This window comes from Bradyrhizobium sp. GW821-FHT13H05 (genome assembly GCF_058804065.1).
The window spans coordinates 458423-484094 of sequence record NZ_JBXAPO010000004.1 but is presented as its reverse complement, the minus strand read 5'-3'; the positions used below and the strand labels follow the sequence as shown (position 1 = coordinate 484094).

The window sequence follows — 25672 nt, the reverse complement described above, 5'->3', positions numbered from 1 at the left end:
GGCCTCGTGTGTTGGCGGCAATTCGATGGATTGGGTTTGCAGGGCGTTAACCTTGCCCGCAGGGCTGGCAGTTCGGTCATTGTCGCGCCCCAGAGTTGGTTGCACATACGAGTCAATTTTCACGTCGAGAAATTTTCCCATGCTGAGAGACGGTACATACGCCGCCTGGTTCAGGACTCCCCGTGGCCAGGGCACCGGCGTTGTGGATCTGACCGAGGGCAGGATCTCGGGCAGTGACAGCTTCTTCACCTATGGCGGGTCTTACCGCGTCGATGAGCTGCGCTTCTCGGCTGTGCTGACCGTGAACCGGCATGCGGATGGCCCGCCGAGCGTGTTCGGGCTGGATGAGGTCGAGGTCGACCTTGCCGGTGTGTGCAACGGCTTGGTGGCGACCTGTTCGGGAACGGCCAAGCAAGTGCCCGATGTGAAGTTCGAGGCGACGCTGATCTACAGTCAGGAAGATTCGCCGGCGGCCGACGCCCGATGCGCGGTCGTCAAGCTCAACGCCGACAAATTGCCCAGGGGACTCGACAGCCGTTCACGGCCGCGCCATCCGTTGACGCCGCCCAGACCTCCTTCGTCTTAGTCTTGCGTTGACGCTGTTGCAGCGAGGGCAAGTCGCGCGAGAGTCGCACAACAAAACTTTTAGACATGAAAACCTAATCTGCGGGCGGACAATTGTGGTGGGAAGAACATGCCTCAGATCTGGATGACATACGACGAACTCGCGAGACTTTGTGAGTGCACCAGCAGTGACGCCAGGTTGCGAGCCATCCACTTGTCGCTTGATCGTCGTAAAAGTCGCGACGGAGCGACCCGCGTCAAACTGGACCTGGCGCTGACGGCCAAATTCTTCGCATCGATCCGCGAGGCGGATTTCGATCTCGATAGTGCCATCGGGGCGCTCCAGGCCACGCATCGGCAGATGGCCGAACTCCTGACGCCGAACGAACTCCGTGGCAGGCGCGGGGTGGCCTAAGCCGCCGCGAAGACCGTCACTATTCAGGGATTGTGTCGCGGGAGCCGAGATTGCCGCTATAGTTGTCCCGAATCAGGCATAAATCGGCATCCGGAATTTCGGGCGCGACCAGGGGTTCCAACCCGCACGGGCCTGAGAGCCTGCTGGAGGATGCGATGAGGAAAGCCAACTATCGGGTCTGCGTGATACTGTTGAGGACGGCGACGCTGGGTGGGCTGGTCATCACGACGGTCGCTACGGCAAACGCCGAGGTCGTGAAGCTGCAGGCCGACCTCAAAGGCAGCAATGAGGTGCCTCCGAACAACTCATCCGCGTCGGGCAAGGCAGAAGCGAGCTACGATACCGAGACGAAAGCCCTGACCTATACGGTCACCTATGCCGGCCTGACGGGTCCCGCATTGGGCGCGCATTTCCATGGCCCTAGCGAGGCCGGCAAGAACGCCGGCATCGCCCTGCCATTCAAGACCGTCCAAACCCCGATCCAGGGCAGCGCCACGCTCACGGACGCGCAGGCCGCGGATCTGCTCGCCGGCAAGTGGTACGCGAACATTCATACTGCGATGAATCCCGGTGGTGAGTTGCGCGGGCAGATGATGAAGTAGGGATCGATTCCCTGTGTCGCTGATGACGTGGCTTACGCCTGGGCCGTCTACTTCAGGACGGCGGCCTGGGTAAGAAGGCCAGAATCGTCTGGGCGAGGATGACGCCGACAGTGCCCCCTGCCGCCTTTTGCAGCACGTCGAGGAAGCCCGGATCACGATCGGGCGTCAGCGCCTGCAACAATTCGAGCCCCATTGCGACGGCCACGACGAGAGAGCAGGCCAAAGCGAACCGTCCGGGTAGCAGGAAGGACAGAAGAAAGCCCAACAGGCCATAGGCGCTGAAGCGCTCGATGACGACGACCCAATAGGCTTCGGCATGGCCCATGAGCGCGGGCCTGCCGGCGAGCCTCGCCAAAGTCGCGTAGGCGATGAGGGCGAGGCAGATGGCCGCGGCTGCGATGAGGTGCTTTTGACGCATGGCCCAGCATAGCCGTTTGAGCGCCGTCCCGCTTTGAAAGGCGAGAATATCGTTAAAGCTCCGGTCGATTCTCTGCCCCGGCTATCGAGAATTGTTTCGCGGTGCAGGCCTTTGGCGGGTGTAGCTGCAAACCCTCCCGGCGGAACAATACGGCGTCAAGGGAGGGGCCACGTTAGTCAGTGGATTGGAGAACGTTCGGCTCTGCTGGGTCGGTACCGGTTTTCCGGATTTCCCGATTTGCTCCTCCGCGGCGGAAGAGGCCACGGTCGTCGCGATCACGCACAACAACAGGAATGATTGACGCGCACCCATCAAAAGCAAACGCGATTGGAGGGGCGAAGTTCCTCCCGCGCAGCCATATGAAGACGGACTGCCGTCAAGCGGGCGGTGACTCAAGGCCGCCGAATGGGATTGCAACACGGTCGGTTCGAATCGTTCAATAAGCGGCGTAGAGCCCCAAACGAAATAGCAGCCGTCTTTCCAGGAAGGCAGATTGCGACATTACATCGCATAAGCAGACGACGGATACGAGTACGTTGCCGTCATCCAAGCGGGGAATGGTAGTTCGACTATTGTTTGGCTTGAGGCCCGGTTGGCGGTTCCGTTGCAGTCTGCTGCGCGCGCTGCAATCCATCGATGAGGGCCGCCACGAGCTTGGGGCCGATTGGCACCATGACCAGATCGTTGTCTACCTCCATGCGCAAAATGGTGTCGGTCGACTTCTGATCCCTGATGACGTCCACGCGGCGTGGAACCAGCACAAGCCGCACGGGCGGGCGGGCGGGCTTGGGGGAATCATCTGGCATGGTGGCGGTACCCAATGGCAACGTAAATCAATTTAGCATACCTTTGCCGCTTTCTAGGGGACGACACAATCTTGATTGTCAACCCAAGGCTGGTCAAGCACACTCAAGCGTGTCTTTGGTGACGTCAAGGGTAGCGTGCTGTAACCTTGACGCACGGATTTTGAGTCGAGCGAGAATTGCGAAGCACTGGTACTGATAATTTGTCTGTGGGAGCAATTGCAACGTCAGGGGGCCGATCAAATGGCATCGACCGCTGGATGTCCAGACAACGAGCATGCGCCGGGTGAACGCATCGTGGTTAACGAGGCTGCGGGACGACGTCTCGGCGGCAGGCAAGGCTTGGTTGTTGGTTTTGGTTCTACGCGATCGAGGCTTCGCGTATTGCTCGACGGCTCAAGAGGTCCGATCACCCTGCACGCAACCTTCGTCGATCCGATTGCAGGGCGTCATGTCTCCTAGCGGGAGAGCGCGTTCAACGGCGATGAAAGGGAACCGATTGGCCGTGAGCCGGGCGAAGGGGTCTGCTTGTTCAAATGCGAGTCCTGCTTAATCATTTTTCGAGTGTGAGCTTGTCTTAACGAGACCGTTTTCATCAGACTGTGCCGGCGTAAAGGCACAACAGACATTGAGCGATTCAAATGAGACGAAAGGCGCGCCAGACGGGTCGATCAAAAGCGTTGCGCCATCGGAGCGCAATAGCCGGCAAGGTTCGCGAAGCCGACCAAAGGCTCGATGAATTTCTCATCGGGATATTGGAGGCGCTCCAGTCCGCTGCGGAAAAGGCTGCGGATCCGCATACGAGGGTGAGGCGAAAGCAGAAGTAAAACTTTTGCCCCCGGCCAGCTCATGGGCTGGCTGAGCTGTCCTGGCTTAGGCGACCATCGCTTTGGCCGCGGGGGCTGTCTCCGACCGGCGCCCAACGTGACGCCTTTCCAAAATCTCGATGAATTGTCCGTACGGCAGTGGGGCCGCGACCAGGTAGCCTTGGCCTTCCTCTACGCCGCAGGCCATGAGGGCGCGGACCTGATCCTCGGTCTCGATGCCCTCAGCGACGACGGTCATTTCGAGGTCCTTCGCGAGTGTAACCAACATTTCCACAATCGTCGTGGTCGAGGCGTCGATCGTGATCGTATCGACGAAGAACTTGTCGATCTTGATGGTGTTGGCGCCAAGGCCCTTTAGACGCGATAGACCGCTGTGGCCAACGCCAACGTCGTCGATGGCGACGCGGAAGCCGTAGCCGCGGAGCTCCGCGACCACGGCGGCTGCGTGGGCGAGGTCGTCGAGCTCGTCGCGCTCGGTCACCTCGATCATGATCTGGCGTGTGGAAACCCTCGCCGAAAGAACCGTGCGGCGGAGTATTTCGACGAAGCCGGCGCTGAGCAGGTGCTTTGGCACGACGTTCAACGACAGCTTGAAATCCTTGTTGGCCCGCAGATGCGGCCTAAGATCGGAAAGAGCGCGCTGCAGCAGGTGCCAGGTCATGGCCTGGATACGTCCGCTCGATTCGGCCAGCGGAATGAAATTCATGGGCGGAACCACGGAGCCGTCCGCGCGCTGCCAGCGCGCCAGAATCTCGCAGCCCTTGATCCCGCCCGTCCTCAGATCGAAGATCGGCTGGAAGTAGGGCTTGAACTCGTTGCGGGCGAGCGCGCGATCGAGATCGGCGATCGGTCCCTCCATCCGCCGGCTCCGCGCGAGCAACAGGCCAAAAAGGACGCCGAGCGCGAGCGCGACCGCCATCGCGGGCCAATAGATTTCGGTGTTCCAGTGCGACAGCACCGAGCGTTCGACGCGAATCGTGGTGCGCAAGGGATAGCGCACTGAGGTTTTCTGGAAATCGGTCGGGAACTGGAGCGCCTTGTCCGCATCCAGCGTGAACTCGCCGAGTTTTTCGCCGTTGTTCAGGGCCAGCAGCACTTCGCTATGAGCGCGCAGCTCGGCCGGCATGATGTCGAACAGGCTGGCATTGATGCCGAGGATGGCGACGAACGCCTTCTTCGCGTCGAAGTCTCTCAGCACGCCCAGTGCGTCGCCGCCGAACTGCTCGACACGGAACAGGAACAATTTCTTGTTGTGCGAGGCCAGCATGTCCGCGCGATGGACCCAGCCTTTGTCGAATTCGAGCGTCTCAGAATAGGCCGAGCAGATCACCGAGCCGTCAACGTTGACGAGACGGACGTCCTTTATCGCGGAGCGCTGGTAGACGTGGAGGCGGACCGCCTGCAAGGCGGTCGGATCGCAATTGGCAAGGCCGCGTCCGGCAAGATCGTCGAGACTTGCGGCGGCGAAATCGACTGCGAACTCGGACCGACGCAATACGACCTCGGTCAGTGCGTCGAGCTGGCGTGCCTGCTGATGGTAGATGAAGCCTGTGGCGGCGAGGTGACCCGCCAGACCAAACGCTACCGCGCTCGCAAGGACGAGCACCACCAGCATGAAGTTTGGCCGCCGTAATGTCATCCGGCCCGGGAGGGGGTTAAAAATGGAATGACACGGACCTTATCGCGGCAGGCGCTAAGATTGGGTTTAGCTCGGCCGGGATTTGCGGGGGCAGGAAGGGTGCGAATATGAACGATGTTCTTGCCGGCATCGTGCATACCGGGATCTCTCCAACCCTACATGAGGCGGCTATGCAGTCTCCCCGAGACTGCGCAGGGCGGGAACCGGGCGGATGCCAAAGAGGTCAGTCGCGCTTAGGACATAAGCGCATCCAAAATTCGGTTATTCCGATAAGAAAGCATGAGCGGTGAGCAAAGGGTCGCGGGGCAACGCCGGTCAGAGGCCTTGAAGCCCGGTACGCATCCCCAGTGGGACCTCGGCGGCCGAACCTGCCGACGCTATTCCTTCTTCCCGGCCTTGGACTTGAGGGCAAGGCCAAGGCGCAGTGCCATCCTCTTGATGGCATCGGGTGACCGGCCGAGCTGCTTGGCCGCCTCTTCCAATGTTGTCGAAGACTTTGCCAGCTCCATCAACCGACGGTCTTCCTTGAACGACCAGGGCTTGCGCGCCATAACAATCAAATCCTTCTCGCGACAAACGACAAAGCCGCCAAGCGACCCATGTTCGCTCGACGGCTTTGCTTGGGTGGGGCCGGGCCTTGGGGAAGCCCGGTGCGGAAAGGAATAGGCGATCGGTGCAACTTCGCAACAAACTACGTGGATTAAGCTAACTGCTCAACCTTACCGAGAGGAAATTGGCATCTAAGCCACCGTATGACCACGGCGTTTCGGTGAGCGGGACGGATCGCGCAGACCGATGCCGGTGATGGAGAATGTTCTGTCAGAGGTCGGTGGTCGCAAGGTCCATCAATGCCGATTACAATTCAATATGGACGGCCGGCATACATCATCGAGGCATCGAGAACATGTGGGAGGTGGTTCGGCCACGGCCACGGATAGAAGCGCCGGCAGCCGAAGAGTTTCAGCCTTTATTAACCATCGGGGGCCCATTTTCGGTTTGGGGCATCAAACCCGGAAATTGCACGCATGTTTCAACTTTTCCTGCGGGCTCGCGCCCACAATTTCCTGAGAGACCGTTTAGGCGGGGAGCAGATTTTTCGCGCACGCTCGCCCGAACGTGACACCGAAACGGACATCGCACGTATCGAGGCCATCATGCTGGCGATTGAAGAGGCGCTGCGTGCTGCAGAGCGTGAGCAGTCGGGCCTCTATCGTCGGGTGGAGGATGTGCTGGCGCGGGCGGCCGTAACCTTCGGCAATGGTGATGACGAATATCTCGAGCGAGAGTCTCTGGACAATCACCATCAGGATTTGTTCGACAGAGAGATCCTGAATGGCCAGCGCCGGCTGAAGGAGCTCGGCGCTTCGATCGCTCATTTCAAATTCTTGAAAGCGGCCTTGCAAAGTCGCTTCCCGGAATACAGGCCCCCAGGGAGCCACACCAATTGAGAGCTGAAGCGGCAAACCGAACTCTCTAGCCTGCGATAACCTCAAGCACCGGTTCGCTCAGTCTGGCGAGCTCGGCCGAGATGGCGTGGCTTCTTGGGAGTACACCCGCCGAAAAAGCACGCACATAAGCGAGCCGGGAGGCGATTGGACCGCACACCACCTCGCCCAGCTCGGCCAATGCAGCGACAATTTGCTGTCCCTCAAGGGTGCGCGGATCGACGCGATTGGGAACCAGAAAGGTTGGTACATTCGCGTCGCGCTTGTTGCGCGCAAAAGCAATGGCCGAAATCGTTTCTTCCGTCGCACTCAAATCGAGGCCCGACGGCGTACAGGGGAGAACGACGACATCGGCGACGGCAACTGCGGCCCCCACGGCGTATTCGTGAGGGGGCGTATCAATAATCGTCACGGCGCCTGGAGCTGAACGGATGAGGTTGGCCCAGCGCGCCGCATCACCGTATTGCAACGGCACTTCTGAAACGCGGAAGGGGAGCCGTCCAGGTGCTGCCCATTCCGAGGCGGAGCGTTGCGGGTCGGCATCAATGACGTCCACCAGGATCCCGCGCCGATGCAGGTCGCCGGCCAAGCTTATCGCAATGGTCGTCTTGCCCGCCCCGCCTTTTCGCTGGACGACTGATATTACCGAGCGCATTGGCCTTCTCTCTTGTCGAGCGCTGCGCCCTTTCCGACGATCCTGGTCCATCAATCCAACGAATGATTTTGTCATTCAAGCTTCGGCTGATTGCCAGGGACCAGATTGGCAACGAGGTGTTGCATTCTTGCCTATCGCGCCCTGGCTTCCCCAACGGTTTCGATTGCTGATCATATCGCGGTGCGGCGGAGTGACTCGCCAGAAGTGAGACTTTGCCCTATAAGCCTTGGTTAATATTTTCCTAATCTCGTTTCCGCCGGTTGGGTTGTTAACTGTGGCTGATATTACTGACTACCAGCTTCCGCGAGTAGCGGGCCGCTTTGCCAGGGTTTCGGGCCTGAGACACGGGCTCCCCGGCCATCTGGTCGGGCCTGCCGTATTTGTGGCTGACCTGTGTCTTCTTGTGCTCGCCAGTGTGGCTTCCGCCGTCGGCTATCATCGGGTGATGTTGCAGGAATCCGGTGACATTGCCACCTTCGTCGGGTTGGCTTGCGCGGTCTCTTTCTATCTCTCGATATTCCTGACCTATCGCGGCAACTATTCCGTTAGTCGGCTCATGCGGCCGGTACTGCAGTGCCGTGAGGTCACGCTTGCATGGGGCGCGGTCTTTCTCATGCTGGTGACGCTGGCGTTCCTGCTCAAGGTTGGGCCGAATCTCTCGCGCGGGGCCACTCTTACCTTCTTCTTCACCGGTTGGGTGGCGCTCGTGGGCTGGCGCGCGCTCCTCAGCGTGCAGCTTCATCGAGCGCGCGCCAGGCGAGCGATCGCGCCAAGGCCGGTCGTGGTCATCAGTGATCGGCCAATGGAGGAGACGGCTCCGTATCTGGTCGATCTGACGCTTAACGGGTACGATGTCGCGCGCACGATGATCGTCCCGGCATCCTCGGACCTGGATCATCTTGGCCAGGAGCTGATCCAGGTTGCCAGCCCGGAGTATCGTACCGACAGTTTTTTTCTGCTGATGGACTGGGGGCAACCTGACCGGATCGGCCAGGTTGCGGAGATGCTGCGGGCCCTGCCGCTTCCCGTGCGGCTGTTTCCCGATCCCAAGTTCGTTCGCTTCCTTGGACGGCACCAGCTGTCCGTCGGCGGCGTCTGGGCCACGGAGATACAGCGCGCTCCGTTGAGCGTTGAGGAGCGGTTTGCAAAGCGTGCGCTCGACGTTGTTGTCGCCGCCGCTCTGCTGTTTCTGATGTCGCCGCTGATGCTTGTATCCGCGTTGCTGGTCAAACTCGGTTCGAAGGGCCCGGCTTTCTTCACGCAAACGAGGACGGGCTTTAGTGGTGTACCGTTCAGGATTCTCAAGTTCAGAACCCTCACCACGATGGATGATGGGCCCGTGGTCAGGCAGGTGTCACGCGAAGACGATCGGCTCACACGCGTCGGCTCCGTGCTGCGGCGGACCAGCATTGATGAGCTGCCACAGCTCATCAATATCCTGCGCGGAGAGATGTCTTTGGTCGGCCCGCGACCGCATGCTACCGCCCACACCGATCATTACGGTCAGCTGATTGCAAATTATGCATATCGGCATCACGTCAAGCCAGGCTTGACGGGTTGGGCCCAGGTCAATGGATATCGCGGAGAGACAACCCTTGCTCAGATGAAGGCCCGCGTCGATCACGATCTCTGGTACATCGACAATTGGAGCCTTTGGCTCGATATCAAAATTCTGCTGAAAACCTGTTTCGTCGTGCTCAAATCGTCAGCTTACTAACCTTCGATTTTGGGCGCTTTTCCTCACGGCGTCAACCGCAGGATGTGCGCCGGTTACGCGGACCACGTTAAAGTTCCGTATACATCCACATTTACTATCAGATTTGAATTCTGCCCGGGAACTGAGCATTGCTGCACGCGCGCGCGGCATAGATGCCGTCAAATCGTCCATAACACGTTGTAATTAAACAGAAATTTTTAATAACGCGCTGCACAATTCTAACGATTGACTCTCCGTACTCGTACGGGATAACTAACCAATAGTTAAGCATAAGGGTTTTCCGCCTCTCCTTTGAGCATCGAGGCGGAGCCCCCGGGCGAACGAAATATTGATTTGGAAGTGAGCCTGGGTCTGGCAGGGCCTTCGGTGAAAAAGGGGCAGTAATTATGTCTACCTACGACTATACCGAGACACAATTTAATGCGCTGCTTGCACCGCATGTTGATTCGACCACGCTTACGGCTATTGACAACTATCTGATTTCGAAGGGGTTCTTCCCCACTCCGACTGATACAATCCGGGTTGAGGGCCTCAACGGCTATAATCCGATCGACCCAACGGCGAACGTCCTGATCGAGGGTGACTCGCCTGCGGGCATTACAACGGATGCGAACGATGCCCTGATCGTCGTCGAGCCCGGCGCCAATCTGGTTGTTCACGGAACCCAGTCTGTTGGTATCGTCATTGCTGATGGTGGCCCGGGCAAAGTGGTTCTACAGGACAGCGGCAACGACGTCGTCTGGGGCTCTTCCGGCAACGATACCATCCTGGCTGGTGGCGGCAACGACACGATCTATGGCGGCGATGGAAACAACCTTCTCGTCGGCGGAACTGCCGGTACGAGCTCGATCTATGGCGGCGCCGGCAATGATACGTTCGTGAGCGTCGCCGGTGGCACCAACCACTTCATTGGTGGTGGCGGTAACGATACCTTCTACGGCGGTGCCGGCAACGATACGCTTGAAGCGACAGGCAGCGGTCACAACGTGCTTTACGCCGGATCGGGCAGCCAGACACTTATCGCGGGCAATGGCGGCGATACCTTGTGGGGTGGTGCCGGCAGCGACTCGATGGTCGGCGGTACTGGAAACGACAGCATCGTTTCGCTTGGTTCAGGTAACAACACCCTGATCTCCGGCGGAGGCAACGATGTTCTGACGTCGGCAAGCACCGGCAACGACTCGCTCGTCGGCGGTTCGGGCAGTGCAACGCTCAACGCTGGCTCTGGTGATGACACGCTTGTCGCTGGCTCCGGTGCCAACTTCCTCGACGCTCAATATGGCACTGGCCATTACACTGAGCAGTTGGATGGCAATGATACCCTCTATGCCGGTAACAACACGAACGACATCACCGTGGGTGGCAGCAGCAACCAAGTGGTGTTGTTTGGCGGAACTGACAATGTGACCGTTACGGGCGGCAGCAACACAATTTGGGCTGGTTCCGGCAGCGATACGATCGATGGCAGCGGTTCTAGTGGCGGTAACCTCTACATTACCGGTTCAGGTACCTCGTCCATCACGGGTGGCTCAGGTAACGATCAGTTCGAGGTCACGTCGCTCACGAACAGCACGATCGATGGTGGTGCAGGCAGCAACGTGGCTTACATGGACGGCCTCAATTCGACCGATGTCACCATCAACACTACCGCTGGTGTTACGACGGTCACCGATGGCACTCACACTCTGACCTTGACCGGCGTTCAGGATCTCATCTTCAACGATACCGACTACAAGCCGTCGTAATTGGTTTAACAAACGCATTAAAAACGCCCCCGGTTGGGGGCGTTTTCTTTTGGGCTCGGATCGCTGACGCCATCTGCGCTGAGCTGGTCGAGCGCACAATAATCACAGACCGACCTTGGGAACGTGGATGATCCTATTGTCGCGTCTGGCTGGGCGGAATCACGCGCCGGGCGCGGTCCAGGCCATCGATCAAGGTCGAAACCAGCCGAGGACCGATCGGTACGACATAGGTCGTTTTATCGTCGATTTCCATTTCCAGGAAAGTATCGGGCGAGAGGTGGTCCTTGATGACGGTGATTCTCCGCGGAACCATCGTCATCCGTGATGCATCCCCGAACTGCCGAGCCGTCTGGCTCAATTGAAGGGCGACCTCAGCCAGGACTTCGCGGGAAAACACTGCCTCGATGGTCCCATTTTGATCGGTCTCGATCGGGATCGTAACGTCGTTCCCATCGCCGCTGGCGGCGGCTTGTTGTGTTGCGAGGACGCGGATCGGTCCTGGTATGTCGGGCATCCCTTTGCTCCGGTCTGGTCCGCGGAAGTTTGTGCTGATGCGGGGTTGTTTGTCCATCCCAGCGATGCGCGCTGCAGGCCGGTGGCGTCCCGTCTGCGTCTCAGCGATTGGTAGTGGCGAAATCCATATCCTGCAGCAAAGCCGAGTACCAACAGCCCAAACAAAAATAGCCAAACGATCTCTTGAGTGACCACGACGCGGAATCTCCCCAGCCCAAAGGTCACCTAGGTCGGAGAGCTGACGTAAGCCTTACAGAAAGAGCGACAGTTTGGCTTGGCGATGTCCACCGCGCCGGCTTCCATCGCCCTACGCGCGTATGGACTTGTAGAGACTACTCGATGAAATCGAGCCCGCCATGATGCAATTCGCCCAGGATTTGAGCCTTGTCGGCCTTTGGCATGAGAGCCAGGGCGTAGAAGTCGTAGCAGTTGCCTTTGATGACCAGCACCTCCTCAAAGCGGGCCTCCAGGAGCAAGCGCGCGATCCGTTCTTCCGTGAAGCCGCTATTGTGGGCCATATACAAGTTGCCCTTTTCGATCGACGCTGCGTGTCCATAAATCATGTCGAGGGCGGTAATCGGTCCGAGTGGGGATTGGTAGGCGATTTCCTCTCCGCGCCCATTTGCAACAAGAGCTGCGATCGGCTCCAGATCCGGCGAGGTGATGAGGGCGAATCCGTCGGCCCTCAGGATACGGGCGATGCCACGCAAGGCAGAACGGACGTCATGGGGGTGAAGATGTTCGAGGCTGTGCGAACAGTAAACCGCATCGAAGGTCCTATCGGCAACCTGGCTCAGATCCTCGAGCGAACCCACGATATCCGGGGCGACGCGTGGATCGATGTCCATGCGCACCTCCTGCCAACCGCCATTGCGGAAGGCAAGTTGTAGCCGCTCCGCATTGACGGGCCCGCTTCCGGCGTTGAGGACCTTTTTTACCATTGCATCGAACCTACAAAACGAACGGCTTTTAAATCCTGCTGCTTACCTACAAACACGTTCGCCTACTTCCTTATTCCTTGTTCGACGTCGGTGGAGAGCCGCTACGGATCCTATTTGAATTAAAGAGTGCTCGGTGCGCTCAAGGAAAACTGCGTTAATTTTCAATATCATCGATCAGAATCCGGGTGGGAGCTCGACCGCGGCAGGTGCCAAATTGACGCGGGGCGTGCGAGCGCGCGGAGGCCATGCCAAGGCGGAAAACGGTACTGCGTCGAGCGACAGATTTGGGTTGTAGTAGGGGTCCTCGAGGAGATGCTCTCCCCATTTGTTGCGGAGGTTCCGGAGCTCGCGTTCAAAGCGCGCGGCCTTGTCGCCAACCTGGTCCCGGCCGCGGCTGGCCGATTCGTGATGGTAAAGTCGGGCTGCCGGCGTCCATACGATGCGCTTACCCTGACTGCGCAGCTTCAGACAATAGTCGACGTCGTTGAAGTTCACCGGAAAGCGCACCTCATCCAGGCCCCCCACGGACAAATAGTCGCTGCGACGGGTCAATAGACAGGCTGCCGTGACCGATCCGCATTCGCGCGCAACCTTCAGCATGTCACCATAGCCCGGGTCACTCGCGAGCCGGTCATTGCCGATGTGCTGGGCCCCAAAGCTCGGACCTAGCGCAACGCCGGCGTGCTGGATCATGCCGCTTGGCCACAGGAGCAGCGCACCGACGGCGCCTACGTCGGGTTCCGCAAGGCGGCCCTGCATCTCGGCGAGCCACGCAGTGTCCATCGCCCTGATGTCGTTGTTCAGAAGAAGAATGTCGTCGCTGTCGCAAGCCGCAACAGCGAGATTATTAATGCGTGCGAAGTTGAAGGGGCCGGGGGCAGCGAGCACCTGCGTCCCCTTGTCCCTGAGTGTCTCGAGATAGTCGAGCATGTCGGCATCGCTCGAGTCATTGTCAACGACCAGTACACGCGCGTGCGCCTTGGCGAGCGCAGGCGCGATGCTCGAAAGGCAGGTTTGCAGCAGATCCTTGCGGTTGCGGACCGGAACGATCACCGTGAGCGTACGTGGCCTCGGCTTTCGGGTCACGCGGGCCGCTGGCAACAGCGCGCCCCGCTGGGCGGTCGCCTCGACTACGATCCTGCGACCGGAAAGATGACTATGGCTTGCCTTTGCCAGGAGGCGACCGTGTGCGACCAGATCCAGTGGTGGCATGCGCCCGAGCGGAGTTGGCACATGCGCGACCAGCTCATGGAGTGAAGCGTTATCTTTGTCGAACTGGCTATTGAATAGACGGTAGAGATTGGTTGGACTGGCCTCCAGCGCGGCCTCAACCGATGCACGGTCCATCGCAAATAGTTGCGCGCAATAACCCTGTTCCAGCATCCGTTCATAGTCGAATGCCGGCAGAAGCAACGGCCAACGACGTGCATCCTCGCCATCGATCTCCAGGTCGCAGTAGACAATGTGCGCGTTGGGTATCACGGCAAAGCCGGCAACGAGTTCTGAAAGCGCGGCCGGTTCGAACACCGTTCCGGCCTGTGCGAAGATGACGATCTCCGCGTCACTTGCGTCATGAGCGAGGAAGTCGCGTAGTTCATCCGGATCGAAAGTCCCCGGTCCCTCGATGGGAGGAAGAGCTGCGGCGACCCAGTTGTTGTGTCGCTGCTCATCCAGGCTCTCCAGCGAGATATCCTCATTGTTCCCCGCAATAAGCACTACGGCGGTAGCGCGGTCGGCGGAAGAACCCACCCCAGGAGCAGGCGACTGCGATGTTTCAAAGTCCCAGCGCCTGCGCCAGTCTTCGTAAGACGTAAAGGGTGATGAGGCCGGCAATAGCCGATCGAGCATCCGGCCACGCAGCCGCTCAGACTCTGTCTCGCTAAAGCCAGCGAAAAACCTCTCCACGGCATCCGGAAAGGCTACAAACGTCAAAGGCGCCGCGGTCAACTGCACCTCATCTTCCGTGATGAAGTGGACCCGGCGTACCCGTCCGTCCGCATAGTCGGCCGGCAGATGCAGATCGAAAGCTTTGACCAGGTTGGCGTTGTCGATGCCGCCCACATGAGTGAAGCCACTGGCGCGGGCTTCCGCGACGGGTTCACTGTCGACGACGGCACGGACCATCGGCGACTCGGCTGGTGGGCATCGCACCCATCCCTGAAATCGCAAGCCGCCCCGCCAATCCACGCTGCCGGCGCCACGGCTGTCGGCGATGTTCTCGTGGGCCGCGTCGAGAGAAATCGAACGGCCGATCGCTTCGTCGCTGTTGGCGATTCGGATCTCGGCCAAGTGGCTATCCGCGAGCATCTCCGGGGTCAGTGCGAAACTGAAGCCGTAGCACCCGTCGCCAATGCCTTCAGAAGCGAGTTCCGGGGCGAAGGCGTCGGCACGCACGACGCGCACCGGAACACCGTCGAGTAAAAGTTCGAGCACGAACCGCCGGGCAAGGTCCTTGGAGTCATAGGCAAAACCGGAAAAGCAAGCTTCGGCGCTCCGGCCAAACTGCGTCCGCAGCGAGGCTGCCGTCGTGAAATTCGTACCCCTGCCCACCGGCCGCCGAAATCTCATCACTACCTCACGCTCCAAGCAAGCAGATCCGCGCCTGCCGCGTCCTCGTCGCGCGTGGGCGAAAGTGGCAGGTCCAATTCACCTGCACCATTCATACCGAACGACCAATCGAAGAAGGCAAGGGGGACGTCGACGTCTCTGAAGGCGGCCGCGATCAAAGGATGGCCGAACAAAGGTGCGCGCCGAGCGACCACGAGCCATCCAAGACGATGGTGGATTGCAAGGCTGCCGAGTTCGTTGGCAGCGACGGGTCCGGTGACTACCACATTACCGAACGCCATGAGTGAAAGGTCATTGAATGTCTCGCCCAGCACCACCAGCTTCATCTGCGGTTGATCCTTGCGCATCTGACGAATAATACAGCGCATCAGCGCAAAATCGGCGGGCTGCTGTCCCACCGCGAGCAAGCCGAATGTGTCGCCGCGCTCCGCGATGGCTGTGGGGCGCTGGATGTCGTGGAACACTTCAGCTCTGTCCATCAGTTCGATCCGCCGTGCCAGATGTCTGGGCAGCCGTTGGCGCAACAAGGCCTCAGCCATCGTATCCGGCGCGATGATATGGCTCTCGTGTGTCAGATGTTCCAGCCAGCCATCGAGGGCTTCGCCATCGCACCCGCAGACCTTGCCATTGGCAAGGGCCGGGCACAGTTGGCCTTCCTCATTGAAACCCCCATGGTGGCACCACAGGCCTCCGTCAGCTATCAGCAGGTCAAGGCGTGCGCCTTGACCTGTCAGCTCGCGCGCGAACGGTATTGGCAGGCGAGCTGGATCCGCGACCACGAGGCGGGAGGGAGCCAGTGCGGTTAAGGTCTCTGCCAGCTGCGCAGCATCCGCAGGCAGGCGAAACTCAAGCGATTGCGGAAAGTCGTTTCCTGCATCGCGTAAGGTCAGCATCGCTTCGCCCGGCGTGAGCGTTGCGACCAGCGCTCGCCCGCCGAGTTCGCACGCAAATTTCGATGCAACATCGGCCACCGCGCCAGGACCAGTCATGACAATCGACGTGCCTCTCCTATCGACAGCGAGCTCACGTTCGATCGCCGCGCGGCTTGCCCTGAGCGGATCCTGTGCCTTGAAGGCGGCGCTTTCATTGCGATAGTTCGGAAAGCGCAGGCGAAGCCTTCCGAGATTGAGCACCACCAGGGCGCGCTTTTCGGTCTTGAACGAGGCCGAGCCGGAATGGCCGACATATACCGAAGGGGCACAAACATTGCGAAAACCGTGCTCGCGCGCGCGAAGACAGAGATCTACGTCTTCAAGGTAGCCGCGATGATAATGGTCCGACAATCCGCCGACCGCATCGAGGCAGGCGCGGGTGATATAAAGGCAAAAGCCGATGCCATCCGGCATATCGACGATGCGGCCGGCGTTGACGCGCGCGGCGAATGCATCCAGGCGCGCAACATCCTCATCCGCGGGCAGGGGGTTGGCGGCGAACGCGAGCGGCAGGCTGGTGGCTTCGCCATTGTTGGAGAGTGGCGTGACCGTGCCGATGTCGGGAGCTGCGTGGGCGGCCTTGCTCAGTCGCGTCACGAAGCCCTTTGGCACCACAGTGTCGGCGTTGAGCAGGATCACGTCGCCGGACGGAACGGCACGCAGCGCGCGATTGACGGCCCCGATGAAGCCGAGGTTGTCGGCGTTGCGGATCAGTTGCACGTTCGAGGCTGCTGCAAATGAATCAAGCAGCGAAGCAATACGCCCGTCGGGCGTCGCATCGTCGACCAGAACGACTTTGACCGGATCGCGATCCGCGATTGCTTTCATCAGACTTTCCAGGCAGCGGCGGGTCGCTTCGAAATCGTCATAAACCGGGACGATGACAGTGACCTCAGTGGCACGACCCTTCCCACGGCCGATGGAGTCCTTCGCGAGTCGTACGCTGCGTTTCACCGGACTTGCGGCTAGCGGTGCAGGAAGGACGCTTTGCACGATCACGCGTCGGCCGAGCTTCAGCCTCGCCACCCGGCGTGTCGTTGAAGCAGGAAAGGGTACGTTGAAGCCAGCCGCATGATCGGCCTTGCTTGCCAGGATGTGCTGGGGGTCACTCTCGATCGGATAGGAGACGGCGCCCGCATCACTCTCGATCCGCAAGCTCATGTGCCCGCGGCCCTGCCAGGCGGCCCAGCCCGTGATGCCATCGCCGACGCGGTGGATAGCCCCCACTGCGATCTCACCTTTGGTTTTCAGCTGCGCGATGGCTGCGCCGAGCACCATCATATCGCGGTCGAGTTCGATCAGGCGGCGAGCGGCAGCTTCCCGCTCTCCGTCATCGCCCCATTGCATCAGGCGCCGGTTGGCGGCGAGGTCGTCGGGGGCCAATTCGAGCGCTTTGGCGATGTCCTTGAGCGCTGCGGCCAGAAAGCCGGACCGGTAGGCTATCTCGGCACGGAGTGTATAGTGGCGCGCCTGGGCAACGGGCAGGATACGGCACCGACGATCGGCGTGGCGAAACGCTTCGTCCAGTTCGCCACGAGCCAGGCTCGCGATGGCGGCTCTTTCCAGCGCGGCAGGATGTTGCTCCGGATCGAGGAGGGCTGCAACTCTTTCCGGTACCGCGTCCATCGCCTCTAGCGCTCGCGGTTTGACGCGGCGCGCTTTGGCGATGCGGCTTCGGCTGCCGGTGCGATCCTGTAGAAGTCCATCAGGCGCGGCAGGCAAACCGTCTCGAGATCGTAGCGGCTGACGACGGTTTCTCGGGCGGCGCGGCGCATGCCGGCAAAGCTTCCTGGATTGGCCAGAGCGTCGATCACGCGCTCGGATAGCTGCTCGACATCGAAGAACGGCACCAAAATGCCGTTGCTGCCGTCGATGATCTCGCGCAGCGGAGTAGTATCCGAGCCGATCACCAGGCAGCCCGCGCTCATGGCCTCCAGAAGCGACCACGACAGAACGAAGGGATAGGTGAAATAGATATGCGCGCTCGAGATCTGGAACGCCTTGAGGAAGTCCTCGCGGTTCAGGTCTTCTGTGAAATGAATGCGGCTGGTGTCGACCTTGCCTTCGATTTCGCGGAAGAAGTAGGAGCGCCAGCTATGGCCTTCCGGCGGCGACAGCCCGTAGGAATTGCCGGAGCCGCCGACGATCAGGATCTGGGCCTTCGGCCGGGCCGCTATGATCGCAGGCAATGCGCGCAGGAAACAGTGGAAGCCGCGCAACGGTTCGTGGCTGCGGGTTGCAAAGGTCACGACCTCATCGGCCTTGGTCAGCACCTTGCCCGATCGCAGGGTCAATGCCGCGTCGTCACGCGGTCGGATGGCCTCCGTGTCCACGCCCTCGTGGATCACCTCGATCTTGCTCTGGAATTCGGTCGGATAGGTTGAGCGTTGCCACATCGTCGGCGAAAGGCCTACGTCCGCATCGTCGAGTGCCAGGAGCGTGGCCGCGTTTTTCAGATGAATGCGGACGTGGCCGTCGACGCCCATGTCGGGGAATTCGGGATCGAATCCTACGTCCTGCCCATTGGCGCGATAGTAGAACTCGCAATAGGCGACGATGCGGGCCTCGGGAAACAGCGGGCGCAAGGGCAACATCTCACCCCAGCCGGGATGGGCGACGACGAGGTCCGGAATGAAACCCTGTTGCTTCAAATTGGAGGCGGCATAGAGCACCTGTTCGGCCCGGCGGCATTCGGCCTCAAAACGTCGCGAAAACGGATGCGCCGCGGCCAATTCGCCTTCGGGGATCATGTACTTCTTTAATGAGACGCCCGGCACCGCGCGTGCGGTCGGCGACCCGATCGCCGCCATCTGAATGTCGTCCCGGCCGGAAAGCGCTTTGGACAGCGGAAAGAACTGCGCGGGAAAATTGTTATGAACAAAAAGAATTTTCTGCATGGGTCCTTCGCGGCGGCCTCCGATCACCAGTCCTAGCACTGGAATCGTTACCGTGCAGAGCTGACACAATTTAACGCTAAAATCGGTCTGTTTGCCAACGTCTGGTCTGCATATTGCTTTACAAGCGGTGTGTTCGCTATGATGAGCCGCAAGTTTCCGGGGGCTACAATGAATTCGACGTCACTGCGGAAGTTGCTTGATCTGCAGAAGGGCCTGTTCCTGATCCGATACGACTCGGCCGAAGACGCCGGGCAGCCGCCAAAGGTCAGCCTGTCGGCCGATCGCCAGAGTGCTGACTCGATTGAATTCCTGTTGCCTCCCGACGTTGAGGAACCGGTATTATGGTCGCCGGGCGCCAGTATTGTAGTTCGTACGTCAGGTTCAGCCCGCCTTCAGGTCGAGGTGAGCGCGCGTTCGGCGGGAGGATCGCTCGGGGCACGGATCCAGTCGGCATCGCTCTCCACGGATCCGCTTGGCCTGGCGGCGCTGGAAGATGCGCCGGTTGATCTCTCAGGTTTTCGCTTGCTCGGTCATCTCGCGGGCCGCGGTGATACACTTGTGGGGCTCGGCGAATGGCTCGGTGGTCCCATGGCGCCGACCCGGATCGAGGGCGTCGGCATTGATTGGTCTGGGCGGCCTCAGAACTTTGGATTTCGTCATTCTGTTCGCATGGGAGGGACTGGCGAGGCCAAGGTATCAGAATTCGTTGAGGCCGGCGGATATTCCGGAACCCGTGGTCGGGCGATGCCCCTCGTCGGGGCGACATTCGAAGTTTTTGGCGTTGCAGCGCAGCACTATGAAATCATTGCGGATGCGATATTTTTGGGATCACCGCAGATGAAGGTCGCAGGTAGCCGCGTGGTGATCTCTGGCCCCACGGGCCGCGAGCCTTTGGTGGGCCTCCGATTGCAGATTTCTTCGACAAAGCGCGATGTTGAACGAGCTAGGGTGGCTTCTGCTCCGCTTGGAGCGCCTAGCCCAGATATCCCTCAAGAAGCGGCACAGAAGCCGATGGTGCGTGGGGGCGGCAGTCGTGTGCGCGTTTTTCGTAGCCGAGCAGCGGCAAAGCCCTGAATTGTGGTCTTCTTTGTGCGTTGCGGTGCAGTTGTCGGTTTGCTCCGAGGTCCCAATGGGCGCCGAATAATATATCGTAATTTCAGCGAGTTGCGCTTCTGCTCGCCTTAACCTCACCTCCGGCTACCGCAATTTAAGGATTGGTTTTCAGCCCTCAAAGGGCTACACTTTGAGTGTATTTTGCATTGCACAAGACGCGGCCGGTTGTCGCTGCTTGAACACGCACAGAGGTTTGCATGGCTATGAGCGTTTCGTCAGTCGAGACCGCGGATGGTTCCAATATTCCGGTGGAGGGAAACGAACCGAGCGGACTAGCGGCGCTGGTGATCGTGGCCCGTCAGCATGGCTTACACCTTACCGTTTCGCAGCTTATCCATGACAACGTGCTCAGTGGTGGCGAAGTTACGTCAGCCGATATTGTCAGATGTGCCAACAGTTCCGGAATGAGGGCCAAGATCGTTCGGCTCGACTGGGAAGGGCTTAGCCATCTAAAAAAGGCACTCCCCGTAATTCTGTCACTCAAGGACGGCAGCAAGATGGTCATGCTGCGCCGTGAGGGCGACGAAAATAATCCTCGGGTCGTTCTTCGAGATCCGAACGTTGGCGAAGACGCTCTTCTGGTGATTGATCGGGGCCGCCTGGAGGATGTCTGGACCGGCGAGGTCGTTCTGGCCAAGCGCGATTACGATATCTCCGATGAGACTCAGCCCTTCAGCTTTGGCTTTATCACGGCCTTGATTTTTCGCGAGCGACGTATTGTGCGGGACGTTGCCGTCGCTGCGCTGGTGCTCGGTTTTCTCGCGCTGGCGCCGATCATGTTTTGGCGCCTCATGTCGGACAAGGTCATCTATTATAAGGCATTCAGCACGCTCTACGTTCTGTGTCTCGCGATGGTTGTGATTATCGCATTTGAGACCATGTTCTTTTTCCTCCGCCAGTACATGGTCCATAACTTGACCGCGCGGTTGGACGTAAAGCTTTCTACCTACGTGTTCGAGAAAGTCCTAAATCTTCCTATCGATTTCTTTGAGCGTACACAAATCGGCCTAATCGCGCACGATATGCGCGAGGTCTACAAGGTTCGAACATTTTTGATGGGACAACTATTTGGGACGATCTTGGACTCGGCTACATTGTTTTTCTTTTTGCCAGTGATGTTCTTTTTTAGTCCTCTAATGACGTCTATGGTCCTAGCAATTTCTGGACTTATAGTTGGTTGGCTACTGCTGATGCTGCCGCGTTATCGGAAGGTGCACGGGGCCGTAGTGGCAGCCGAGAGCCGGCAAGGCGCCTTCATGGTGCAAAATTTTAGCGGTATCAGGACTGTCAAATCTCTAGCGTTGGATGCACGTCAAAAACATATTTGGGACGTTCATGTTGCTCGGGTCGCCAAGGCACGCTTCGCTGAAGGACTGACGGCTGTGACTATCCAGTCCGTTGTGCGACCGCTCGAACGGTTAGCAGTAAGTGCCCCATTTGCTGTGGGTGTCTATCTGGCGCTTAGCTCGACAGACACGGTATATGTCGGCGCTCTATTCGCCTTTCTGATTTTATCTCAACGGGTTGCGTCGCCGTTGATGCAGATGGCTCAACTTGTCAATCAATTTGATGAAGCTCGGCTAGCTGTCGCGATTGTCGGAGATTTGGTCAACCAACCTCCAGAAGAGGGGCGTTCTGGACATGGTGTGCGCTCACTTTTACTGGGCAATGTCGAATTTTCCAATGTGACGTTTAAGTACAAGGGCGCTGTTTCGCCGGCGTTAAATGGGGTCTCTTTTGAAATTCCCACTGGAACGACGCTTGGCGTGATGGGTAAGTCTGGCTCAGGTAAGACCACTATTACGCGCCTTTTGCAACGGCTGCACTCAGACTACGGCGGACTAATTAAGATCGATGGCATCGACGTTCGCGAATACGATGTCGATCATCTCCGGCGCAATATCGGAGTCGTCCTGCAGGAGAATTTCTTATTCAGCGGTACAATTCGCGAGAATATTGCGGCAGCCAAGCCGGATGCGACCTTTGATGACGTTGTTCGAGCAGCGCGGCTGGCGGGGGCAGAAGAATTCATCGATAAGCTGCCCCGCGGGTACGAAACCTACATCTACGAGGGGTCGACTAATCTGTCAGGCGGACAGCGTCAGCGTTTGGCGATCGCGCGCGCCTTGATTGTCGATCCGCCAATTCTGATCCTCGACGAGGCAACGAGCGCCCTTGATGCCGAAAGCGAGGCGATCGTGAACGCGAATATTTCACGGATCGCGCACGGGCGGACGTTGATTATTATTTCGCACAGGCTCTCGTCGTTAGTCGATTGCGATGCGATCCTGGTTCTCAACCGGGGGTCGGTGGACGACGTCGGTCGTCATGAAGAACTGCTCGCACGCAATGAAATATACGGCAGCCTATGGCATCAACAAAACAGGCACACGATGACAGCGCGCCGTCCCCGCCCAAATTATGGAGGGCCGACCCTTGTCTCGTAATGCCCCCGCCCTCAACACTGTTCGGCGGTTCCAGTCCGAGACAGACGAAATCCGGGAGGCCCCCGAACCGATTGCTTCCCGTTTGACTCTCTGGGTTTTGGTGGCCTTCCTCGCGTCGATGATCGCGATTATGTGCCTAACGCGGCTTGATCGGGTTGTGACCAGCAGCGGCGGCAAGATCGCGCCGCTCGACCAGATTAACGTGCTGCAGGCGCTTGACCCATCAATTATCAAGACGATCGATGTGCGCGAGGGTGAACAGGTTGCGGCTGGCCAGCTTTTAGCTACTCTTGATGCTACCTTCGCATCCGCCGACGTTACTCAGTATAAGCGGCAAGTAGCGAGCCTCGAGGCGCAAGTATTGCGCGACAAGGCGGAGCTGAGCAATGCTCCGTTAGTGTTTCCCGATCGCTCTGATGTGGATTTCGGCAATTATGCCGCTTTGCAGAAGGCCTTTTACCAACAGCGCAAGGCTCAATACGACGCTCAGGTCGCAAGCTTCGAATCCAAGATCAGTCAGACCGAAGCGACGATCCAAAAGCTGCAGAAAGACGACGAGCGATATGCGCAGCGCGACGACGTCTTACAGAAGATCGAGTCGATGCGTACGTCATTGGCCGAGAGCGGCAGCGGGTCGAAGCTAAACCTCTATATTTCGCAGGATGCTCGTCTCGAGCTGCTGCGCCAGATGGACAATACGCATAATAGCCTCTTGGAATCTCGACACTTGCTCGAATCGCTGAAGGCTGATCGCAGGGCCTTCATCGAGCAATGGAATGCTCAGCTTAGCCAGGATTTGGTGACCACGCAGAATTCACTTGATGGCGCGATGGCTTCTTATGACAAGGCCGTGAAGCATCAGGATTTGGTGCGCCTGACAGCGGACGAGCCATCTGTCGTATTGACCTTGGCAAAGCTCTCTGTCGGCTCCGTGCTCAAGCAGGGAGATCCCTTTATCACATTGATGCCGTTGAAGACGCGGCTTGAGGCTGAGATCAAGATTGCGTCCAGGGATGTCGGATTTATACGACCCGATGATAATTGTACCCTTAAGATCGACGCATTCAATTTTGTTGAACATGGTACTGCGGACGGAAAGATCCGCTGGATCAGTGAGGGTGCTTTCACCACCGACGACAATGGGCAGCCCGTTGACGCTTACTACAAGGCACGCTGTTCGGTCGACCGAACCGAATTCAGGGGCGTGCCCGACAATTTTCGCCTGATACCTGGCATGACTCTCACCGGTGACGTTCATGTTGGTACCCGGTCAGTAGCAATGTATGTCATCGGGGACATGCTCAAGGGCCTTGGTCAGGCCATGCGCGAGCCTTGATGAGCGCTGGCATGGCCGGACCGAAATTGCTGCGTCGGATAGGGCTGTGGACGTCACGGCGTCCCCTGGACCTACTTAACCGTGGGAATGCTGCGCTAGATAGCGGAGCGTTCTGGGACGCTTTCGATGCGTGGCGGTCCGCTGCGAAAGTTGGGTCAGCTGAAGCCGCATTTCGAATCGCGCAACTCTACATGCGGGGGCAGGGTGTCGCGCGATCAATCCCTGATGCGGTTTGCTGGTACGAGAAGGCCGCGGAAGCTGGCTATATTGAAGCTTCCCTTCAGTTGGGTAGGATCCTGCTCGACGGCGCTGCCGTAGGTCTCGGACCGAACTCGTCAGAAGCTTGGTGTAGAGCCGTCGAGAGTAGGAAGGGCGATGAGGGGGGAATCGCCAGAGTGATTTTCCCCCGCGGGCTATCTGTAGAGAAGCAACCAGAACGAGGCTTTGCCTGGATCGCTATCGCAGCTTCGGCCGGCAATCCGGAGGCTCAAGCGCTTCTAGCAGACTTGTTGCGGCAGGGGCGCGGTTGTGAACGGAACTTGGCCACGGCCAGGGAATGGTATGAGAAGGCCGCCGAACAGAACTTCGCAGGTGGCGAATTCGGGCTTGGCGATATCTTTTACCAGGGTCTTGGCGTTCCGAAGGATCCCGACGTTGCTGTGGCTTGGTATCGTAAGGCAGCTGAAAAGGGGCATGTTCGCGCTCAGGTAGCGCTCGGTTTTCTATATCTGAAGGGAGACGGGGTTTCGCGGGACAGCACAGAGGCTGCGCGCCTCTTTGCAGAAGCTGCCCGGCACGACGACGTGACCGCGCTCTACAATATCGGACTGATGTACCTTCGCGGCGAAAGCTTGCCGAAATCGGTCGATAAGGCGGAAACGGCGCTCCGCAAGGCAGCTCGGCGGGGGCATCTGCCATCGATCTTGGCACTCGGCGAACTTTATTCCCAAGGCGTAGCCACCGAGCCGGACCTGCGAGAAGCCGCACATTGGTATATTCAGGCTGCCGAGCGTGGTGACGTTCAGGCGCAATTCCTAACCGGCCGTTTCTATGCAAACGGCAGCGTGGTGTCGCCCAGTGTCCGTGAAGCCGCCAAGTGGTTCTTGCGCGCCGCTGAAAATGGTCACGCTACAGCCGCCTACAATGCTGCCGTGTTCTATCTCAATGGAACCGGCATAGTGCGCGACGTTGCAGCTGCGCTCAAATGGTTCGAGTTTGCCGCCAACGCGGGCATCGGAGCTGCGCAAATGCAGCTAGGACGGCTATATTCCGCTGGTCAAGTGGTAGACCGCGATCCAGCCCTCGCTGAGCTTTGGCTAAAGAAGGCCGCAAGTGGCGGTGACCCGGAAGCCAAAGTTGCGTACGCAATGTTTCTCCTTCAATCGGACAGGGCGGAGCAAGCACGGAGCTCGGCGGTGGACTTACTAAACCAAGCGAGCAGCATGGGTCATCCACCAGCGAGCCTGCAACTCGGAAATTTGTATGCGGGTCGGTTTGGCGGACCGATCGCGTTACCCGAGGCGCTAGCTTGCTATTCGCGCGCTGCTGAATCTGGCATGCCTGATGCGATGCTGGCATTGGGTGCACTATACCTCGATAGTCGCAATAACAACCAAGACGGAGTAAAGGCGGCGTTCTGGTTCGAAAAGGCGGCTGAGGCTGGTCAAGTGCTCGCGCAATTTCAGCTTGCGGTGATGTACTGTACCGGCAACGGTGTTGAGAAAAATCTGGAGCGAGGTGTTGGCTGGTATGACGCCGCCGCGCACCAAGGTCATCTACTTGCTCAGTACAATCTCGCGGTGATGCTCTCAAAAGGGCAGGGGTGCGATCCAGATCTTGAACGGGCTGCCGAATGGTTGGGAAGGGCGGCCGAAGGCGGTATGCCCGAGGCGCAAGTCGCATTGGGGGACGCGATCCTAACGGGGCGCGGGATAGCGAAAGACTTACCCGCTGCGATTTCCTGGTACGATAAAGCTGCTGAACAGGGAAGTGAAGCCGCTCGGCAGCGTTTAAACTCTATCGCGGCGCCATCCATCCCCGCACCTACTTAGAACGAAATCATGCGCGTCGTTCAATCCTGACGCTCGCAGTTCGA

20 protein-coding genes are annotated in these 25672 nt (G+C 59.0%); 10 read left to right on the top strand and 10 right to left on the bottom strand.

Features of this window, described 5'->3' with window-relative positions:
- The first annotated feature begins 139 nt into the window (after positions 1 to 139).
- The 3 genes from AC1RR3_RS15480 to AC1RR3_RS15470 all read left to right on the top strand — a co-directional run bounded on the left by AC1RR3_RS15480 (position 140) and on the right by AC1RR3_RS15470 (position 1581).
- Positions 140 to 586: a hypothetical protein gene (locus tag AC1RR3_RS15480; protein ID WP_492823967.1), complete on the top strand. Its 447-nt coding sequence runs from the start codon at positions 140 to 142 to the stop codon at positions 584 to 586.
- 192 nt (positions 587 to 778) lie between these two features.
- Positions 779 to 979: a hypothetical protein gene (locus AC1RR3_RS15475; protein WP_492823966.1), complete on the top strand. Its 201-nt coding sequence runs from the start codon at positions 779 to 781 to the stop codon at positions 977 to 979.
- Positions 980 to 1134: 155 nt separating this feature from the next.
- On the top strand, positions 1135 to 1581 hold the full coding sequence (locus AC1RR3_RS15470; protein ID WP_492823965.1) for a CHRD domain-containing protein: 447 nt from the start codon (positions 1135 to 1137) through the stop codon (positions 1579 to 1581).
- Between the two features lie 52 nt (positions 1582 to 1633).
- On the opposite strand, the gene AC1RR3_RS15465 is transcribed toward AC1RR3_RS15470, so the two are convergent.
- From AC1RR3_RS15465 to AC1RR3_RS15450, 4 genes are all read right to left on the bottom strand, one after another.
- Positions 1634 to 1999, bottom strand: a complete 366-nt coding sequence (locus tag AC1RR3_RS15465; RefSeq protein ID WP_492823964.1) for a VanZ family protein — start codon at positions 1997 to 1999, stop codon at positions 1634 to 1636.
- Between the two features lie 569 nt (positions 2000 to 2568).
- Positions 2569 to 2805 carry a hypothetical protein gene (locus tag AC1RR3_RS15460; protein ID WP_492823963.1) on the bottom strand — a complete coding sequence of 79 codons (237 nt, stop codon included), beginning with the start codon at positions 2803 to 2805 and terminating at the stop codon, positions 2569 to 2571.
- A gap of 870 nt (positions 2806 to 3675) precedes the next feature.
- On the bottom strand, positions 3676 to 5244 hold the full coding sequence (locus AC1RR3_RS15455) for an EAL domain-containing protein (RefSeq protein ID WP_492823962.1): 1569 nt from the start codon (positions 5242 to 5244) through the stop codon (positions 3676 to 3678).
- Between the two features lie 401 nt (positions 5245 to 5645).
- Positions 5646 to 5819, bottom strand: a complete 174-nt coding sequence (locus AC1RR3_RS15450) for a hypothetical protein (RefSeq protein ID WP_492823961.1) — start codon at positions 5817 to 5819, stop codon at positions 5646 to 5648.
- 474 nt (positions 5820 to 6293) lie between these two features.
- Here AC1RR3_RS15450 and AC1RR3_RS15445 point away from each other — a divergent pair, with 474 nt between their 5' ends.
- Positions 6294 to 6716, top strand: coding sequence for a hypothetical protein (locus AC1RR3_RS15445; RefSeq protein WP_492823960.1), 423 nt, complete (start codon positions 6294 to 6296; stop codon positions 6714 to 6716).
- A 25-nt stretch (positions 6717 to 6741) separates the two neighbouring features.
- Here the strand turns inward: AC1RR3_RS15445 and AC1RR3_RS15440 are convergent, their stop codons facing one another.
- A complete protein-coding gene (locus AC1RR3_RS15440) occupies positions 6742 to 7443 on the bottom strand; it encodes a nucleotide-binding protein (RefSeq protein WP_492823959.1) in 702 nt (233 codons plus the stop codon).
- Between the two features lie 199 nt (positions 7444 to 7642).
- On the opposite strand from AC1RR3_RS15440, the gene AC1RR3_RS15435 reads away from it, so the two are divergent.
- Both AC1RR3_RS15435 and AC1RR3_RS15430 read left to right on the top strand, forming a co-directional pair.
- Positions 7643 to 9085: an exopolysaccharide biosynthesis polyprenyl glycosylphosphotransferase gene (locus AC1RR3_RS15435; protein ID WP_492823958.1), complete on the top strand. Its 1443-nt coding sequence runs from the start codon at positions 7643 to 7645 to the stop codon at positions 9083 to 9085.
- Positions 9086 to 9471: 386 nt separating this feature from the next.
- The gene (locus AC1RR3_RS15430) at positions 9472 to 10830 is read left to right on the top strand and encodes a calcium-binding protein (RefSeq protein ID WP_492823957.1); all 1359 of its coding nucleotides are present in this window, start codon (positions 9472 to 9474) and stop codon (positions 10828 to 10830) included.
- A gap of 133 nt (positions 10831 to 10963) precedes the next feature.
- Here AC1RR3_RS15430 and AC1RR3_RS15425 read toward each other — a convergent pair whose 3' ends face one another.
- The 5 genes from AC1RR3_RS15425 to AC1RR3_RS15405 all read right to left on the bottom strand — a co-directional run bounded on the left by AC1RR3_RS15425 (position 10964) and on the right by AC1RR3_RS15405 (position 18681).
- On the bottom strand, positions 10964 to 11344 hold the full coding sequence (locus AC1RR3_RS15425; RefSeq protein WP_492823956.1) for a hypothetical protein: 381 nt from the start codon (positions 11342 to 11344) through the stop codon (positions 10964 to 10966).
- Between the two features lie 331 nt (positions 11345 to 11675).
- Entirely contained in the window at positions 11676 to 12284 is a 609-nt protein-coding gene (locus tag AC1RR3_RS15420; RefSeq protein ID WP_492823955.1) for a class I SAM-dependent methyltransferase, read from the bottom strand.
- Between the two features lie 174 nt (positions 12285 to 12458).
- Positions 12459 to 14852: a glycosyltransferase gene (locus AC1RR3_RS15415; RefSeq protein ID WP_492823954.1), complete on the bottom strand. Its 2394-nt coding sequence runs from the start codon at positions 14850 to 14852 to the stop codon at positions 12459 to 12461.
- Positions 14853 to 14854: 2 nt separating this feature from the next.
- Entirely contained in the window at positions 14855 to 17410 is a 2556-nt protein-coding gene (locus tag AC1RR3_RS15410) for a glycosyltransferase (protein ID WP_492823953.1), read from the bottom strand.
- 5 nt (positions 17411 to 17415) lie between these two features.
- Positions 17416 to 18681 carry a glycosyltransferase gene (locus AC1RR3_RS15405; protein WP_492823952.1) on the bottom strand — a complete coding sequence of 422 codons (1266 nt, stop codon included), beginning with the start codon at positions 18679 to 18681 and terminating at the stop codon, positions 17416 to 17418.
- Between the two features lie 168 nt (positions 18682 to 18849).
- On the opposite strand from AC1RR3_RS15405, the gene AC1RR3_RS15400 reads away from it, so the two are divergent.
- The 4 genes from AC1RR3_RS15400 (at position 18850) to AC1RR3_RS15385 (ending at position 25628) form a co-directional block, all read left to right on the top strand.
- Positions 18850 to 19755 carry a hypothetical protein gene (locus tag AC1RR3_RS15400; RefSeq protein ID WP_492823951.1) on the top strand — a complete coding sequence of 302 codons (906 nt, stop codon included), beginning with the start codon at positions 18850 to 18852 and terminating at the stop codon, positions 19753 to 19755.
- 242 nt (positions 19756 to 19997) lie between these two features.
- Positions 19998 to 22241 (top strand): peptidase domain-containing ABC transporter, encoded by a 2244-nt coding sequence (locus AC1RR3_RS15395; RefSeq protein ID WP_492824227.1) that lies wholly within the window; start codon positions 19998 to 20000, stop codon positions 22239 to 22241.
- Positions 22216 to 23577, top strand: coding sequence for an HlyD family type I secretion periplasmic adaptor subunit (locus tag AC1RR3_RS15390; protein WP_492823950.1), 1362 nt, complete (start codon positions 22216 to 22218; stop codon positions 23575 to 23577). Before AC1RR3_RS15395 ends, AC1RR3_RS15390 begins: the two co-directional genes overlap by 26 nt.
- Positions 23577 to 25628, top strand: a complete 2052-nt coding sequence (locus AC1RR3_RS15385) for an SEL1-like repeat protein (RefSeq protein WP_492823949.1) — start codon at positions 23577 to 23579, stop codon at positions 25626 to 25628. The genes AC1RR3_RS15390 and AC1RR3_RS15385 overlap by 1 nt, the downstream gene beginning before the upstream one ends.
- Positions 25629 to 25672 lie beyond the last annotated feature (44 nt).

Coding starts and splice junctions, on each gene's coding strand:
- AC1RR3_RS15480 (WP_492823967.1), top strand. CDS start 140: ATGCTGAGAGACGGTACATACGCCGCCTGGTTCAGGACTCCCCGTGGC.
- AC1RR3_RS15470 (WP_492823965.1), top strand. CDS start 1,135: ATGAGGAAAGCCAACTATCGGGTCTGCGTGATACTGTTGAGGACGGCG.
- AC1RR3_RS15465 (WP_492823964.1), bottom strand. CDS start 1,999: ATGCGTCAAAAGCACCTCATCGCAGCCGCGGCCATCTGCCTCGCCCTC.
- AC1RR3_RS15460 (WP_492823963.1), bottom strand. CDS start 2,805: ATGCCAGATGATTCCCCCAAGCCCGCCCGCCCGCCCGTGCGGCTTGTG.
- AC1RR3_RS15455 (WP_492823962.1), bottom strand. CDS start 5,244: ATGCTGGTGGTGCTCGTCCTTGCGAGCGCGGTAGCGTTTGGTCTGGCG.
- AC1RR3_RS15450 (WP_492823961.1), bottom strand. CDS start 5,819: ATGGCGCGCAAGCCCTGGTCGTTCAAGGAAGACCGTCGGTTGATGGAG.
- AC1RR3_RS15445 (WP_492823960.1), top strand. CDS start 6,294: ATGTTTCAACTTTTCCTGCGGGCTCGCGCCCACAATTTCCTGAGAGAC.
- AC1RR3_RS15440 (WP_492823959.1), bottom strand. CDS start 7,443: ATGACAAAATCATTCGTTGGATTGATGGACCAGGATCGTCGGAAAGGG.
- AC1RR3_RS15430 (WP_492823957.1), top strand. CDS start 9,472: ATGTCTACCTACGACTATACCGAGACACAATTTAATGCGCTGCTTGCA.
- AC1RR3_RS15425 (WP_492823956.1), bottom strand. CDS start 11,344: ATGCCCGACATACCAGGACCGATCCGCGTCCTCGCAACACAACAAGCC.
- AC1RR3_RS15420 (WP_492823955.1), bottom strand. CDS start 12,284: ATGGTAAAAAAGGTCCTCAACGCCGGAAGCGGGCCCGTCAATGCGGAG.
- AC1RR3_RS15415 (WP_492823954.1), bottom strand. CDS start 14,852: ATGAGATTTCGGCGGCCGGTGGGCAGGGGTACGAATTTCACGACGGCA.
- AC1RR3_RS15410 (WP_492823953.1), bottom strand. CDS start 17,410: ATGGACGCGGTACCGGAAAGAGTTGCAGCCCTCCTCGATCCGGAGCAA.
- AC1RR3_RS15405 (WP_492823952.1), bottom strand. CDS start 18,681: ATGCAGAAAATTCTTTTTGTTCATAACAATTTTCCCGCGCAGTTCTTT.
- AC1RR3_RS15400 (WP_492823951.1), top strand. CDS start 18,850: ATGAATTCGACGTCACTGCGGAAGTTGCTTGATCTGCAGAAGGGCCTG.
- AC1RR3_RS15395 (WP_492824227.1), top strand. CDS start 19,998: ATGAGCGTTTCGTCAGTCGAGACCGCGGATGGTTCCAATATTCCGGTG.
- AC1RR3_RS15390 (WP_492823950.1), top strand. CDS start 22,216: ATGGAGGGCCGACCCTTGTCTCGTAATGCCCCCGCCCTCAACACTGTT.
- AC1RR3_RS15385 (WP_492823949.1), top strand. CDS start 23,577: ATGAGCGCTGGCATGGCCGGACCGAAATTGCTGCGTCGGATAGGGCTG.